Annotated in this window: 11 protein-coding genes; 4 read left to right on the top strand and 7 right to left on the bottom strand. The window is 71.7% G+C overall.

The features are described from left to right. Positions 1–148: 148 nt before the first annotated feature. Positions 149–1,093: a phosphotransferase gene (locus tag AB0L95_RS22855; RefSeq protein WP_365163921.1), complete on the top strand. Its 945-nt coding sequence runs from the start codon at positions 149–151 to the stop codon at positions 1,091–1,093. 88 nt (positions 1,094–1,181) lie between these two features. On the opposite strand, the gene AB0L95_RS22850 is transcribed toward AB0L95_RS22855, so the two are convergent. Beyond that, positions 1,182–1,415 carry a hypothetical protein gene (locus AB0L95_RS22850; protein WP_365163920.1) on the bottom strand — a complete coding sequence of 78 codons (234 nt, stop codon included), beginning with the start codon at positions 1,413–1,415 and terminating at the stop codon, positions 1,182–1,184. A 176-nt stretch (positions 1,416–1,591) separates the two neighbouring features. On the opposite strand from AB0L95_RS22850, the gene AB0L95_RS22845 reads away from it, so the two are divergent. Then, positions 1,592–1,921 carry an antibiotic biosynthesis monooxygenase gene (locus AB0L95_RS22845; protein ID WP_365163919.1) on the top strand — a complete coding sequence of 110 codons (330 nt, stop codon included), beginning with the start codon at positions 1,592–1,594 and terminating at the stop codon, positions 1,919–1,921. Between the two features lie 75 nt (positions 1,922–1,996). Here AB0L95_RS22845 and AB0L95_RS22840 read toward each other — a convergent pair whose 3' ends face one another. The 6 genes from AB0L95_RS22840 to AB0L95_RS22815 form a co-directional block, all read right to left on the bottom strand. Further along, a complete protein-coding gene (locus AB0L95_RS22840) occupies positions 1,997–3,634 on the bottom strand; it encodes an APC family permease (RefSeq protein WP_365163918.1) in 1,638 nt (545 codons plus the stop codon). Between the two features lie 363 nt (positions 3,635–3,997). Further along, positions 3,998–6,067, bottom strand: coding sequence for an ATP-dependent zinc metalloprotease FtsH (gene ftsH / locus AB0L95_RS22835; RefSeq protein ID WP_365163916.1), 2,070 nt, complete (start codon positions 6,065–6,067; stop codon positions 3,998–4,000). A 205-nt stretch (positions 6,068–6,272) separates the two neighbouring features. Further along, complete coding sequence (locus AB0L95_RS22830; protein WP_365163915.1) at positions 6,273–6,959, bottom strand: BPL-N domain-containing protein; 687 nt, start codon at positions 6,957–6,959, stop codon at positions 6,273–6,275. After that, complete coding sequence (locus tag AB0L95_RS22825; protein ID WP_365163914.1) at positions 6,956–11,116, bottom strand: Pls/PosA family non-ribosomal peptide synthetase; 4,161 nt, start codon at positions 11,114–11,116, stop codon at positions 6,956–6,958. The genes AB0L95_RS22830 and AB0L95_RS22825 overlap by 4 nt, the downstream gene beginning before the upstream one ends. A gap of 328 nt (positions 11,117–11,444) precedes the next feature. Further along, a complete protein-coding gene (gene hemC / locus AB0L95_RS22820; RefSeq protein ID WP_365163913.1) occupies positions 11,445–12,377 on the bottom strand; it encodes a hydroxymethylbilane synthase in 933 nt (310 codons plus the stop codon). 123 nt (positions 12,378–12,500) lie between these two features. Further along, on the bottom strand, positions 12,501–13,469 hold the full coding sequence (locus AB0L95_RS22815; RefSeq protein WP_365163911.1) for a threo-3-hydroxy-L-aspartate ammonia-lyase: 969 nt from the start codon (positions 13,467–13,469) through the stop codon (positions 12,501–12,503). A 183-nt stretch (positions 13,470–13,652) separates the two neighbouring features. Here AB0L95_RS22815 and AB0L95_RS22810 point away from each other — a divergent pair, with 183 nt between their 5' ends. Together AB0L95_RS22810 and AB0L95_RS22805 are read left to right on the top strand one after the other, a co-directional pair. Next, on the top strand, positions 13,653–14,420 hold the full coding sequence (locus tag AB0L95_RS22810) for a PAS domain-containing protein (RefSeq protein WP_365163909.1): 768 nt from the start codon (positions 13,653–13,655) through the stop codon (positions 14,418–14,420). A gap of 88 nt (positions 14,421–14,508) precedes the next feature. Beyond that, positions 14,509–14,961 carry an ATP-binding protein gene (locus AB0L95_RS22805; RefSeq protein WP_365163907.1) on the top strand — a complete coding sequence of 151 codons (453 nt, stop codon included), beginning with the start codon at positions 14,509–14,511 and terminating at the stop codon, positions 14,959–14,961. Positions 14,962–14,964 lie beyond the last annotated feature (3 nt).

Genomic DNA, 14,964 nt, shown 5'->3' with positions numbered 1-14,964 from the left:
CCGTGGTCGGCTCCGCCTACGAGGAAACAGATCCGGGCGAGCGGGACGGTCCGCGGAGGTGCGGCGAGGACGCGGGGCCTACCGTGGGAGAGGGTGCCGGTCACGGCCTCGCCGACCGGCCCGGTCGCTCACACCGGGGAGGCACGAGATGACCGATACGACACACGACACCACGGCCCGGCGGGTACGGCATTTCGTGGACGCCGGATATCCCGACGCCGGACCCGTCGAAGCGGCGGTGGAGGGCTCCGTCTACCGGCTCGGCGACGGCACGGTGGCCAAGGTGTGGGAGCACCGGCAGGGATCCGAACTGCGGCGGATGCAGCGTTTCTACGCCGATGCTGCCGCGCACCTGCCGTTCGACGCCCCGGAGATCCTCACCGTCGAGGACATCGAAGGGGTCCCGATGACCGTGGAGCGGGAACTGGCCGGCGCACCGTTGGCGCGTCGGATCCGCACCGACGACCCGGAGGTGCTGCCCGAGGCGGTCGACTGCCTCGTCGGCGTTCTGCGCGCCCTCGCGTCGGCCCATGAGGTGGCGGAGGTCAAGGGACTGCCCGTCCTGGACGAGGAGCTCCCCCTGTGGGAGGGCCACACCACCTTCGGATCCGCCCTCGCGGACCTCGTGGACCGGCGGGTCAGCCGGTGCGCGGACGTGTTCGCCGTACAGGTCCACGACTTCTACCGCAAACGTGCCGTCCTCATCGAGAAGCTGCGCTCGCTGCCCGGCGTCGACGAGGCGGTCGTCCACGGTGACATCTTCCCGGAGACCGTGCTGGTGGACGACGAACTGCGGCCCCTCGCCCTCGTGGACTACGGCTTCCTGTCCACGGGCGGGGACCCCCGGTTCGACGCCGCCGTCACCGCGGCCATCTTCCCGGGGGCGACCGAGCACGCGCCGGAGATCACCCGGCGGCTCACCGCGCGGTTCGCGGACGAGTTCGGGTATGCGATCGACGATCTCCTGCTGTACCGGGCGGCCTATGCGATGGCCACGAGCGACGCCTTCGCACGGGGCGGCGGGGACGAGCACTGTGCCTGGTGTGTCTCCGTGCTGGAGGACCCGGCCGTCGTCGAGATCCTGCGCCGGTGACACCCCGCTGCCGGCGCGCAGACGCACAGTTCGTCCGCTTGCGTCGAAAGGCGTCGGCGGGCAGTCGCACCCGGTGACCAGGCGTCGGTCACGAGCCGGAGCCGCCGCCGCTTCTCGGCCAGACCTCCGGCCCCCCGCCGTGCCACTCGATCACCGGGGACTCCGCCACGTCCACCTCGTCCCAGCCCTCCAGGCCGGCACGCTGCAACAGCACGGCCAGGTCGTGCAGGCTGTACGCCATGCCAAGGATCTCGCCGTCGGACCGGACCCGTCGGCCGCCGGTCTCGGAGGGCGCGGACACGATCACGCGCGGCTCGCTCATACCTTCACCCTCACCCCGAGGGCGGATCCGCGCACGTCGGGCCATGGGCGTCGGCCCCGCGTCGCGCCGGGGTCCCAGCCTGGGTTCCTGCCGGGCCCTCGATCGGGGGCCCCGCTCGGCCGCGCGAGGGACGAGCCGGTCACCGGCCACGGGCCGCCGTGCGGCAGGATGGGGCCATGAGCGTAGTCAAGATCAACGTACTGACCGTTCCCGCCGAGCAGCGGGAGACGCTGGAGAAGCGCTTCGCCTCCCGTGCCCACGCCGTGGAGAACTCCGACGGGTTCGAGTGGTTCGAACTCCTCAGGCCCGTCGAGGGGACCGACACGTACCTCGTCTACACGCGGTGGCGTGACGAGGAGTCCTTCCAGGCGTGGATGGAGGGTTCCATGAAGGCAGCCCACCAGGGCGGTGGCCCGGAGAGCGGCGAGCGTCCCAGGCCGGCCGCGAGCGCGTCCACGCTGTGGTCCTTCGAGGTCGTGCAGCAAGCGGCGCCGAAGACCGCCTGAGCAGGCCCGAACACGACGGTGTCCCGTCGGCCACGGCCGGACGGCCGGGGCTGACGGGACACCTTGGGGTCAGGGTCAGTGAGCGGGGGCGTCGGTGACGACGACCTCCTCGATGCTCCGCTCGATCTCCTCCGAGTGGGACGCGGTGGCCTTGGCCCAGTAGTAGATGAGCAGGGAGAAGGCCGCGATGACCAGCATGTCCCACCACAGGCCGATGTGGCCCTGGCCGCCGAAGCCGCCCTGCCAGGAGATCAGGCCCAGGCCCACCAGGTAGACGGGCAGCCACTGGGCGGCCCTCCAGTCCAGCCGGGGAGCGTCCGGCAGGCCCTTGGCGGTGGCGTACCAGGCGTAGCCGCCGAGCAGCACATAGCCGAGGATGATCGCCACGCCCAGGCGCCACAGCGTGTCCCAGCCGGCCCAGTAGATGATCAGGTTGGCGACGACGAAGGACAGCGGCGCGATCACCTTGCCGGCGGGCAGGCGGTAGGGGCGCTCGAGGTTCGGGAGCCGGTCGGAGAAGACGCCGTAGGCCAGCGGCGCGCCGGCGTACATCAGGACACTGGCGGAGGTGATGAAGCCGACCAGCTCCTGCCAGCTCGGGAAGGGCAGGAAGCAGATCACGCCGGTGATGAAGGAGATGGCGAGACCGAACCACGGCACGCCACGGGCGTCGGTCTTCTCGAAGAGCTTGGGCGCGTAGCCGTTCTTGGACAGGCCGTAGGAGACACGCGAGGTAGCGGTCGTGTAGATGAGGCCGGTGCCCCCGGGGGAGATGACGGCGTCGATGTACAGCACTACGCTCAGCCAGCCCAGGCCGACCAGCGTCGCGAGGCCCGCCCAGGGGCCGCTGATCCCCGGGAAGTTGAGCTTGTCCCAGCCGTGGGCGAAGGAGCTGAGCGGCAGCGCGCCGATGAAGACGACCTGCAGGAGGACGTAGATGGCCGCGCCGATGGCGACCGAGCCGAGCGTGGCGCGCGGCAGGTCACGCTTGGGGTTGCGGCTCTCGCCCGCCAGCTGGATCGCCTGCTCGAAGCCGAGGAGGGCGAAGATGATGCCGCTGCCGCTGATGGCGCCCAGAACGCCCTTGGCGCCGAACGGGGCGAAGCCGTGGGCGGTGAAGTTGTGGGGGTGGAAGTTGCCCACCGCGATGATGAAGATGGCGGCCAGCGGGACGGCGATCTTCCACCAGGTGGCCGCGCTGTTGGTGTGGGCGAGGACGCGGACACCGAGGAAGTTGACCACGACGAAGACGGCCATGAGAACGACCGCGACGGCGAAGCCGCTGGTGGTCAGCGTGCTGTCGCTGTGCTGCAGCCCCTGGGCCCAGTGCCAGTGACCGGCGTAGCCGATCATGGCCTCGACCTCGATCGGGGCCACGGTGGCGGCCTGCAGCCAGGAGAACCAGCCGAAGGACATGCCGGCCAGTCCGCCGAAGGCGTAGTGCGGGTAACGGGCCGTGCCGCCCGCCACCGGGAACATGCCGCCGAGTTCCGCGTGCACGAGTGCCAGCAGAACGATGGCCAGCGTGCCGATCAGCCAGGAGATGATCGCTGCGGGGCCGGCCGTCACCACGGCCTTCTCGGCGCCGTAGAGCCAGCCGGATCCGATGATGGAACCGACCGAGGCCCACATCAGTCCGATCAGACCGACGTCCCGCCGTAGAGCGGTCTGGTCCCGTGTGACATCGGGGACGGCATGGTCGAGTTTCGCCATGTCAAGGGGCCTCTCACTATCTGAACACCGAATTAACGCTCAATGGCGGCTCACACTAGGAATCAAGACACCCACTGAGAAGACCGTTGCTCGAAATTTGACCCTTTCGCAGAAGTTTCCTTTGCATGTTCTTTGCGCAGGTCATTCAAGGTGACGGAATGTCTCTATTCAGTTGCGGAATGTTAGAAGAAGGTAAGACAAGCCACTTTGGGTGACAGATCGTCGGAAACCTCGACGCGCCGAAACCGGAGCACGCTCCCGAGCAGGCGGCGCGGCAGGAGTGCCGGCGGCTGCTCTACGAGACCGTCGTCGGCCGCGGTGCCGCGTTCCCGGACGTGGCACCACGCCATGAACTCGTCGTCGTCAGGCCGAACCGGCAGGTGACCCGCCGGTGCCCGGCGTCTCGTGGTCCGCCGCCGTTCCTGCCGGGCGGTCCCCCTCCCTCGGGACGCGGGCGCATGGCGGCAGGGGGCGCAGATCGCCGGGGGCGCGGTCCGTGGGCCCGCCGTTGGCGTCCCGCCGCTGCCGCTCCTCCTGCCGGAGCACGTCGAGCACCGCGGAGCCGTCCACGGTCTCCCGTACGACGAGCAGGTCGCTGAGCCGGTCCAGGGCCCGGCGGTGGTCCCGGAGCAGCTCCGTCGCCCGATCCTCGGCCTCGCGGAGCAGGCGTGCGGCCTCCTGGTCGATGATCCGTTGCGTCTGCTGCGAGTACGGCTGCGGGACGCCCTCATCGACGGTCTCACCGAGCTGGCTCGGATGGGCGGTCGCGTAGCCGACCGGGCCGACGGCGGGCGAGAGGCCGAAGTCCCGCACCATCCGCGTGGCGATATGGGTGGCACCGGCCAGGTCGTTGGCGGCGCCGCTGGACCCCTCCCCGAACACGACGAGTTCCGCGGCCCGGCCGCCGAGCCGGACCGCGAGCAGATCGGTCAGATAGCCCTCGCTGTACAGATGGCGCTCGGCCTCGGGCAGTTGCTCGGTCACCCCGAGCGTCATGCCCGACGGCAGGACGGTGACCTTGGCGACGGGATCGGCGTGCTCGCACAGCGCGGCGACCAGGGCGTGGCCCGACTCGTGCACGGCGACGGCGTGGCGTTCCTCGGGCAGCAGGGCGTTGGACGCCTCGCGGCGGCCGAGCAGGATGCGGTCGCGGGCGGCGTCGAGGTCGTCGGGCTCGATGAGGGTGCGGTCGGCCCGGACGGCGTTGATGGCGCCCTCGTTGACCAGGTTGGCGAGGTCCGCGCCGGAGAATCCCGGTGTGGCCCGGGCGACGATGTCGAGGTCGACGTCGGGGGCGAGGGTCTTGCCGCGAGAGTGGACCCGGAGGATGGCGGCCCGTTCGGCCTGGTTGGGCAGCGGGACGGTGACCTGACGGTCGAAGCGGCCCGGGCGCAGCAGCGCGGGGTCGAGGGCCTCGGGCCGGTTGGTGGCGGCGAGGACGACGATGCCGGTGGACTGGTCGAAGCCGTCCATCTCGGCCAGCAGCTGGTTGAGGGTCTGCTCGCGTTCGTCGTTGCCCCCGATCCGGCCGGTGCCCGCACGCCGGGCGCCGACGGCGTCGATCTCGTCGATGAAGATGATGGACGGCCCACGCTTGCGGGCCTCGTCGAACAGGTCACGCACCCGGGACGCGCCCACGCCGACGAACATCTCGACGAACGCCGATCCGGTCACCGACAGGAACGGCACGTCGGCCTCTCCGGCGACGGCACGGGCGAAGAGGGTCTTGCCGGTGCCGGGCGGTCCCACCATGATCACACCGCGCGGGCCCTTGGCGCCCGCGGCGGCGTATCGGGCCGGGTTGCGCAGAAAGTCGACGACCTCGCTGATCTCCTGCTTGACGCCGTCGTAGCCGGCCACGTCGTCGAACCCGGTGGTCGGGCGCTCCGCCTCGATGATCTTCGCGCGGGAACGGCCGATGGCGCTCAGCCCGCCCGTCATGGAACGCGCGGCGCGGCGGCCGAACCAGTAGAAGACACCGATGAGGAGCAGCACCGGCAGCAGAGCGGACAGGATCGACGTGAACGCGTTGCCGCCGCCTTTGCTCTGGGACGCGGTGATCTGCACATGCTGGGACTGGAGCTGCTGCTGAAGCTGTCCGGTGCCCAGCGCCGTCGGCAGCTGGGTGGTGAACTTGGTCCCGTTCTTCAGGGTGCCGCTGACCGCTCCCTTGTCGTTGATGTCGACGGTCTTCACCTGGCCCACGCCGACCTTGCCGACGAAGTCGCTGTAGGCGAGGTGGGCGGGCGGAGTGCCCGAGGGGGCGCGGACCAACATGAGGACAACCAGGAAGAGCACCCAGACCAGCGGCATGATCCACCACTGCCAGCCCGCCCGGGGCCGCTGCGCGGGCGGCCTCGGCGGCTGCCGTGGCGGCCCGGACCTGGCCGGCGGCGCCAGATGCCGGTGCGGCATCCGCACTCGCGTGATCACCGTGCACCGCCTCCTTCGAGAGGCCTCCCCGTGACGCCTGCGGCGGGCGCCGGTACGGGATGGGGCGGCCCGGCACCGTCGGCGGTCCCCGGCACACGCGCCCCCGGCCTCTTCCTCCCATGGTCCCTCCGACGTGCCGTGGTGGAGGTGTCCCTGTGGTCTGCGGACGGCGCACGGGGCCTTCCCTCGGCGCGGGGCGCCCCGGTCACGGTTCCAGGGTCGACTCCACGAGGTCCCGCGCCAGGTCGAGGGTGTACTGAAGCGGCAGGCCGTAGTCGGTGTACCAGTCCTCCGTGGCCTCCGGGTGGGGTCCGGTGACGCCGACGCGGCCGGCCCCGAACCGGGACACCACCATGGCGGGCGTGCCGTTGTCGTAGCTGGCCAGGACCGTGGCGTCCGCGCCCTGGTCGAGTACGAAGTACGGCCCGTCCTGGAAGAACACGGTGCGGGGCCGACCGTGCCACTCCACCCCGACCAGGGTGTTGCTGTCGTCGTGGACCGAGCACCCGGGCGAGGAGATGTACTGGTCGGTGTCGCCGGGCAGCAGACCGAATCCGGGCGTGGCCCCGGCCAGATAGCCGCCCAGGCAGAAGCCCAGATAGCGGCCGCCGCCCTGGACGAAGTCACGGATCGCGCCCCGCCGTCGCCGCAGCCTCCAGTAGGCCCAGCGGAGCGTGCCGCCGCCCGGCTGGGCGTACACCCGGGCCCGGGACAGCGACTCGGCCGACAGCGGCAGTTCCTCGCGCGGGCCGGTGAAGCGCACGTCGAGGTTCCAGGGGCCCTCGGCGAGGAGTGCGGCGACCGCCTCGGGGCAGCCGGGCTGGGAGGCGGGTCCCCGGTAGACGAGCGCGAGGGGGCGGTGCCCACCGCCGGGACTCGCGGAATGGGTCATGTCCTGCTCGCCGCCCCTTCATCGTGTTCCTCGTGCTCCGCGCACTCGCCGGCACGAACCGGCGGCCGTTCCCGCGGCCCCGTGATGGGGCGCTCGACCAGTCCTTCGGCGGGCAGTCCGCGCCAGCTCGTCCCCGGCGTCAGCCGTTCGCCCTTCATGACCAGCGACAGCGGCCCGAGCCGGACGCCCTCGCCGACCACCGCGTCGTACAGCACGATCGCCCGGGTTCCGATGCTCGCACCGGCGTGGACGGTGACCTTGGACATCTTCATCACGCGGTCTTCGAACAGGTGGGTCTGCAGCGAGACGTTGGTGTCGATCGTGGCATCGTCACCGACCTCCACCAGGTCGAACTCGGTGAGGTAGGTGGTGCCGATCCAGGTGCGCCGGCCGATGCGGGCGCCGAACAGACGGAGTACCGGTGGCAGGAACGGTGTGCCCACCAGCGTACCCACCCCGGCGGGGACCGCGGCGGCCTCGAAGACGCCAGTGACGAATTCCGTACGCCGGACGAACAGGCTCCACAGCGGCTCGACGCGCGGCCGGTACGTGCCGACGACGAGACGCTTGAGGGCCACGCAGAACGCGATGACGGCGAGGGATCCGGCCATGGCGAGGAACGGCGACAGAAGCACCGCCGCCGGGCCCACACGCCGGGCCACGCCTGACAGCACCATCAGATAGAAGTAGACGCTGGTCGCCAGCACGGCGGGGGGCAGGGTGGCGCGGAAGAACTCGATGGTCAGGCGGACGAGAACCGCCCTGCGGGTCGGCCGGTAGGTCAGTTCCTCGGGGTACGAGCCGCTGCTCTGGCGCACCGGAAGCCGCAGCGCGGGCGAGCCCAGCCAGGTGGTGCCGTCGGGCACCCCGTCCTGCGGCGGGACGGTCCCCACGCCGACCAGCGAGCCCGCTCCCAGCTCCGTTCCCGCCGGTATGAGTGCCGCGTTGCCGACGAAGGCGCGGCTGCCCACCTCGGTGGGCCCGAACGCCACCCGGTCGGCCGCGAAGGCGGCGGACCCGACGCTCGCCATGTCCGCCACGAAGCTGCTCTCCCCCAGGGTGAGCAGGTCAGGGTCGATGTGTGCGGCGGTGGACACCTCGGCGCCGCGGCCGACGCGTGCGCCGAGCAGCCGCAGCCAGGGCACGGTGTAGAGGGTGGCGTAGAGCGAGTTGGTGAACGTGAGGCTGGACTCCAGCAGCTTGTCCGCGATCCACTTGCGCACACCGAGCGCGGAGCGGGCCGGATGGATGCCGACGGGCAGCCCGGGCAGGACCACGCGTTTGCCGACGGCGACCACGCAGCACACCGTGACCACCCAGAGCGGGCCGACGAGCGCGGTGGCCGCGAGGCTCGCTCCCGTGCCCCAGCGCACCCAGGCGAACCAGAACAGCGCCAGGCACGGCAGGCCCATGGCCGGCACGACCAGTTCCAGGAGGACGAGGCCGAGCAGCGCGGCGGCCAGCTGCCGGGGTCGCCAGCGGTCCGTACCGCCGTACCTGCGCAGCATGGTCTCTACGGCCGGGGCGAGGGTCTCGACCGGGCGTGCGGGGGATCCGGCCCGGCGTGCCCCGTCGGGGACCGCCTCGTCCATGGCGAGGACGGACTGTTCCCCGAGCGCGGACCGGCGTCCCATCCGGGCGCCGGGTTCGAGCACCGCGTTGGCGCCGACGAACGCTCCCTCGCCGATCGTGATCGGGGCGACCGTCACCCATCCGTCCGCGACCTGCCAGGCGCGCAGTGAGGCCCCGTAGCCGATCGCGGTGTCGCTGCCGACGGTCAGGAGAGCCGGCAGGGGGACCATGCCGGTGGCGATGGTCGTACGGGCTCCGACACGGGCGCCGAGCAGCCGCAGGCAGGGGGCCATCATCGGGGAACCGCTGAGTGTCCGCAGCGGGCTGAGGCCGAGCAGCAGGCTGACACCCCACAGACGCAGATAGGTCGCTCCCCAGAGCGGGTAGCGGCCCGGGCGGATGCCCGCGGCGAGCGGGCGCACCAGGACGAAGGGCACGATCCAGCGGATGACGCTGTACCCGGCCAGCGCGATGCCGGCCAGCACCACGAGCGACCATTGCGAGATTCCGTTGTGCTCGGCGGCGTAGAGGGCGACCGGCAACGTGAACAGGAGCAGCACGAGGTAGAGCACCGCCGTCTGGACCAGCCCGGCGAGCGCGATCCGGCCGCCGCTGTGGCGCAGGGGTTCCGGGCGGGTCGGGGCGACCGAGGGCGCGGTGGCGGCCGCGGTGCGCAGTCGCGCCGCGAACGTCCGCACGGTCGGATGTCCGTAGAGGTCACGCAGGGTGGGGCCGGCCTCGCCGTCCCTGCCGCGGAGCACCGACACGACCCTGGCGGCCAGCAGGGAGTGGCCGCCCAGGTCGGTGAAGAAGTCCGCCTCGGCCGACAGTCGGTCGGGGGCGATGCCGAGGACCCGTGCCCAGACGTCCCGCACCCGCGTCTCCCACGGGCCGCGGGCGGGTGTCACCGGCCCGCCGTCGATGAGCAGGCGGCCGGTCGGGGCGGGCAGCCGTCTGCGGTCGACCTTGCCGCTGGGCATGGCCGGGAGCCGGTCGAGGACGTCGAGGTACGACGGCACCATGTAGCTGGGCAGGGTGCGGCGCAGGCGCTCGTGCAGCCGGGCGGCGAGACCGTCGTCGCCGGGGGCGTCGTCGCCGGGGGCTTCCGGGGCGGGGTGCTCCGGGGAGCGTACGACGTAGGCGGCGAGGGTCCTGCCGTCCTCACCGTCGTCACGCGCGTCCTGGCCGTTCGGGGAGCACGCCTGCGTGCCCGGGGCCGGGACGAGCGCGGTGACCGCCTCGGCCACGCCGGGGTCCTCCAGCAGGACGTTGTCGATCTCGTCGAGTGCGACCCGGTAGCCGCGGATCTTGACCTCGGCGTCGGCCCGTCCCAGGTATTCGATCTCCCCGTCGTCGTTCATCCGCCCGAGGTCCCCGGTGCGGTAGAGCCGGCCGCCGAGGGGCGCCGTCGGGTGCTCGATGAAACGGTCGGCCGTCAGGTCCGGCCGGCCCACATAGCCGCGGGCGAGTCCGGGGCCGCCCAGGCAGATCTCGCCGACGGCGCCGGGCGGCACGGGCCGGCGCAGTTCGTCGAGCAGCACCACCGAGTACGTCGGCAGCGGCCGCCCGATGGTCACGGGCCGGCCGGGAAGCAGTTCCTTCCAGGTGGCGGTGACGGTGGCCTCGGTCGGTCCGTAGGTGTTGAGGATGCGGCGCCCCGGTCTGCTCCACCGCTCGACGAGCTGTCCGGGGCAGGCCTCGCCGCCGACGGCGATGGTGCGGATCCGCGGCACTTCCCGCGGGATGGTGGCCAGCAGCGTCGGGACGCAGTACAGCACCGTGACGCCGTGCTGTTCCAGGAAGTCGGCGAGGTCGTCGCCGAGCCGCCCGGGACCGGCCGGTCCGGCGACGAGGGTGGCGCCCGCCGTCCAGGTCGGCCAGATCTCCTCGATGGAGAAGTCGAACGAGATGGTCATGCCCTGGTACACCCGGTCGTGGGCGCGTACGTCGTAGACGGGCGTGACGACGCGAAGGAAGTTGCAGATGCTCGACTGGGCGATCTGCACGCCCTTCGGCCTGCCGCTGGATCCGGAGGTGTACATGATGTACGCGAGCGGATCGCTCCCGTTCGCGTGCGCGGGGGACGGGCGGGTGGTGGGCAGGGAGGCGAGTTCCCCGGCGCACGCGCCGAGGTCGATCACCCTGCACCGGGCCGGTGTCCGCGCCTGTGACGACGTTCCGGGGGCCGGTGCGGACATGGTCAGCAGTACGGTGGCACCGGCGTCGTCCAGGATGAAGGAGACCCGGTCGGGCGGGGACGCGGGGTCGATCGGGACGAACGCCGCACCCGCCTTGCTGACGCCCAGCAGCGACGCGTACATGTCGACCGAGCGCGGCAGCAGCAGCCCCACGCGGTCGCCCGGACCGATCCCCGCGCGGCGCAGACAGTGGGCCACCTGATTGGCACGGGCGTCGAGGTCGGCGTAGGTCAGAAGCCGCTCGTCGCACTCCAGCGCCACCGCCGACGGCGCCTCGTCACAGGCCGCTTCGTAGAAGCCGTGCAGCCGGCCGGCCTGGACCGCCTTCCTGGGGCCGGTATGACCTCCAGCCGGAGAGAGGGGCGGGGCCGAGGTGTGGGAGGCCATAGGGGCTCACTCTTTCCCGTGCGCAGGATGCTGGCTCGCCTGTCGGTCACCCCTCCAGCCTGTCGGGTGGCTGCTGAGAGGGCGCTGAGAGAGCCGGGAGGAGGGCGTGGGTACGGGCTGCACGCCGGGCCCCGGCGGCACGCGTCGGGAGGCAGCGGGGAAGCCGTGCCGGCGGCCCGGGGAGGACGCGCGAGATCCGGGAGTACGACATACCAGGCGGGCGTCGGGCCGGTCCGGCCCGGCGGCACCGGCGATCCCACGCCGAGAAGCCCCGGTCACACAGGAGTTGACCAGGGGCTTCGCGACGAGGTGTGCCGAGGCGCCCGGTTCAGTGGGCGATGCTCTCGATCAGGTCGCGTGCGCCCTGCCGGAGCAGGGCTACGGCGACGGAGGTGCCGAGCGTGGCCGGATCGAGGCGGCCGGCCCACTCGTGGGCATTGAGCACGGTCTTGCCGTCCGGGGTGAACACGCAGGCGCGCAGCGAGAGTTCACCGTTCCGGTCGGAGCGGGCGAAGCCGGCGATCGGGCTGTTGCAGTGACCCTGCAGGACGTGCAGGAACATTCGCTCGGCGAGGGTCTCGCGGTGCGTGGCCGGGTCACCGAGGCCGCTGACGGTCTCGATGGTCTCGGTGTCGTCCTCACGGCACTGCAGGGCGAGGACGCCCGCGCCGATCGGCGGAATCATCGTCTCCACCGGCAGGATCTCGCTGGCCACGTCGGCGCGGTCGATCCGTCGCAGGCCGGAGACGGCGAGGAGCAAGGCGTCGGCCTCCCCGGCGGCGAGCTTCTCCAGACGACGGTTGGCGTTGCCGCGCATCGGAACACACTGCAGATGCGGGTGGGACGCGGCGAGCTGCGCGGTCCGGCGCACGGAGGAGGTGCCGATGCGGGTACCGGCGGGGAGTTCGTCGAGGGTGCGGCCCGAGGGGTCGACGAGGGCGTCCCGGATGTCGTCGCGCTTGAGGAAGGCCGCGAACATCGTGCCCGCCGGCAGCGGACGGTCGGCGGGGATGTCCTTCACGCAGTGGACCGCCAGATCGGCCTCACCCGCCAGCAGCGCCGCGTCCACCTCCTTGGTGAAGGCGCCCTTTCCCTCCACCCGGGAGAGGTCGCCCATCCACTTGTCTCCGGTCGTCTTCACCGGGATCACCTCGGTGCGCACCGTCGGGTGCAGCGCGGCCAGTTCGGCACGGACTCGTTCCACCTGGGCGAGCGCCATGGGGGAGTCACGGGAGACGATTCGGATGAGATCGACGGACATGGGAGCACGATAGTCCCTCGGCCGCGGCCGCGAGGGGGCCTCCCGATGTCCGGTGCACGAGGACGTCGGCAGGTGTACGCGCACACGAGTACGCCCGCCCGGGCGGGCGGGTGTGTCGGGCGGTCAGCCGCCGATGATCTCGCTGAACCGCTCGGCGCTGATGTTGCCGCCCGAGACGATGACGCCGATCCTGCGGGGCAGGGGGGCGATCCGGTGGGCCAGCAGTGCGGCCAGGCCGCTCGCGCCGCTGGGTTCGATGACGAGCTTCATGCGTTCGAAGGCGAACCGCATGGCGTCCCGGATCCCTTCGTCGCTGACCAGGGCGATCTCGTCCACCAGCCGCTGGTTGACGCAGAAGGTCAGTTCACCGGGAATGTCCGCGGCCTGGCCGTCGGCGATGGTGCGCGGCACCGGGATGGACACACGTCGGCCGGCTTCCAGGGAGCGCTTGGTGTCGTCGCCGGCCTCCGGCTCGACGCCGATCACCCGCATGGCAGGGTGGAGTCCCTTGGCGGCCGTGGCGGTCCCGGCGATCAGCCCGCCGCCGCCGACCGGCACCACGACGGCGTCCAACTCCCCGACCTCCTCGATAAGTTCGAGGGCCGCCGTGCCCTGGCCCGCGATGACATGCGGGTGCTCATAGGGAGGTACGAGCGCGAGACCCCGCTCGGCGGCGAGCGCTTCCCCGATCGCGACCCGGTCCCCCGTGTAGCGGTCGTAGGTGATGATCTCCGCCCCGTATCCGGCCGTCGCCTCCCGCTTGGAGCGCGGGGTGTCCTCCGGCATGACGATCACGGCACTGGTGCCCAGCTCCCGAGCGGTCAGGGCGACGGCCTGGGCGTGGTTGCCGGAGGAGTACGCGGCGATCCCCCTCGCGAGCTGCTCGGGGGACAGCCGGGACGCGGCGTTGTACGCGCCGCGGAACTTGAAGGCACCGACACGCTGGAAGTTCTCGCACTTGACCAAGACCTCGGCGCCGACCAGCCGGTCCAGGGTGCGTGAGCGCAGTACCGGGGTGCGGTGGGCCACGCCCTTGATCCGAGCGGCGGCGTCCTGCACGTCCTCCAGCGTGACGCGCTGCGTGTCGGTCATGTTCGTGCTCCGTTCCGGGTCGCGGGTGAGCGCCCTGCGGTCGTCGTCGCCGCCACTCTGACGCAGCTTGGAATTATTGTCCAGAGCCTGTACTCGTCGTCCAGGACCTGGGAACATCGTTGCGGCACGGATCAGACGGGTGGACCACGGAGAGACGGACGGACGACAGATGGACGGTGAGGCATGAGCGAGTCCGAGGACGGGCGACCCGTGGGCTCCGGCGGGTCCGGCGTCCGGGCCGGGGGCACGTCGGACCCGGTCAGGCCCGGGACGACAACCGATGAGCAGGACGCCATCATCGCCGCCCTCATCCCGGTGATCGACGGGATCGCCGCGACCCTCGGGGCCTTCTGCGAGGTGGTGATCCATGACTTCCGGCGGCCCGAGCACTCCATCGTCGCCCTCGCCGGGTCGGTCACCGGGCGCGGTACCGGCGGGTCCATGAGCGAGATCGGTATGCAGCTCCTGGCGCGTGGCGACCAGGCCCGCGACGAGTTGAACTACCTCACCCGCACCCAGGACGGGAAGATGGTGAAGTCGTCGACCATGGTGCTCCGCGACTCCAGCGGCACGGTCTTCGGCGCCCTGTGCGTCAACCTCGACATCACCGCCGTCACCCAGGCCCACGCCCTGATCGGCGAGATCGCCGGTGTCGGCACCTCCCCCGCGGCCGTACCGACCACGACGTTCGGCGACGACATCGGCGCGGTGCTGGACGCGATCGTCGACGAGCGCCAGCTCCGCCAGAACAAGCCATGGGCCCAACTCGGCCGCGGGGAACGGCTTCAGCTGTTCCGCGACCTCGACCGGCGCGGGGTGTTCGCCGTACGAGGCGCGGTGCAGCAGGTCGCGGCCCGGCTCGGCATCTCCCGGGCCTCCGCCTACAACTACCTCTCGGCGGCCCGCAGCACCGCCGACGACGACGTCGAACTCCCGGACGGGACACCGTGAGCGCCTTCTCGCCCTGCCATGCCCCGCGCAAGGACGGGTCTCCACCGGGCGGCGTCAACGCGGGCGGGGCGGGTACCCGTTACACCGCATGACCTCGGCTGGGAGGGACACGGTGAGCGGATCATCGGTGAGGGCGGTGGGTTGGGCGCGTTCCCTGCCGCTGGACAGCGGGGTGAAGGCGGCCCGTGACTGGGCTCGCGAACACCTGAAGGCACTGGGCTGGACCGAGTGTGCGCCGCAGACGGTGGACGCGGTCCTGCTGACCATCTCGGAACTCGTGACCAACGCCCATGTGCACGCGCGCAGCTCCGCGCAGCTGGTGCTGACCTGGGACACACACTGTCTGCACGTGGCCGTCCACGACACCTCCGACCGGCTGCCCACGCCCCGGCCGCCGAGCGAGGAGCGGCTCGGCGGGCGCGGGATGCTGCTCGTCGACGCACTGGCCGACGAATGGCAGGCACGGCGCTGCCCCGACGGCAAGATCGTCGACGCGTGCTTCAGGCTGCCCGTCCCGGGCGCCGGCACGGACCGTTCCTGAGGG

Origin of the sequence: Streptomyces sp. NPDC052036 (genome assembly GCF_040680495.1) — a bacterium.
Classification (GTDB): Bacteria; Actinomycetota; Actinomycetes; order Streptomycetales; family Streptomycetaceae; genus Streptomyces.
The sequence above is the reverse complement of the archived record's forward strand: the minus strand, read 5'-3'. Positions and strand labels throughout refer to the sequence as shown.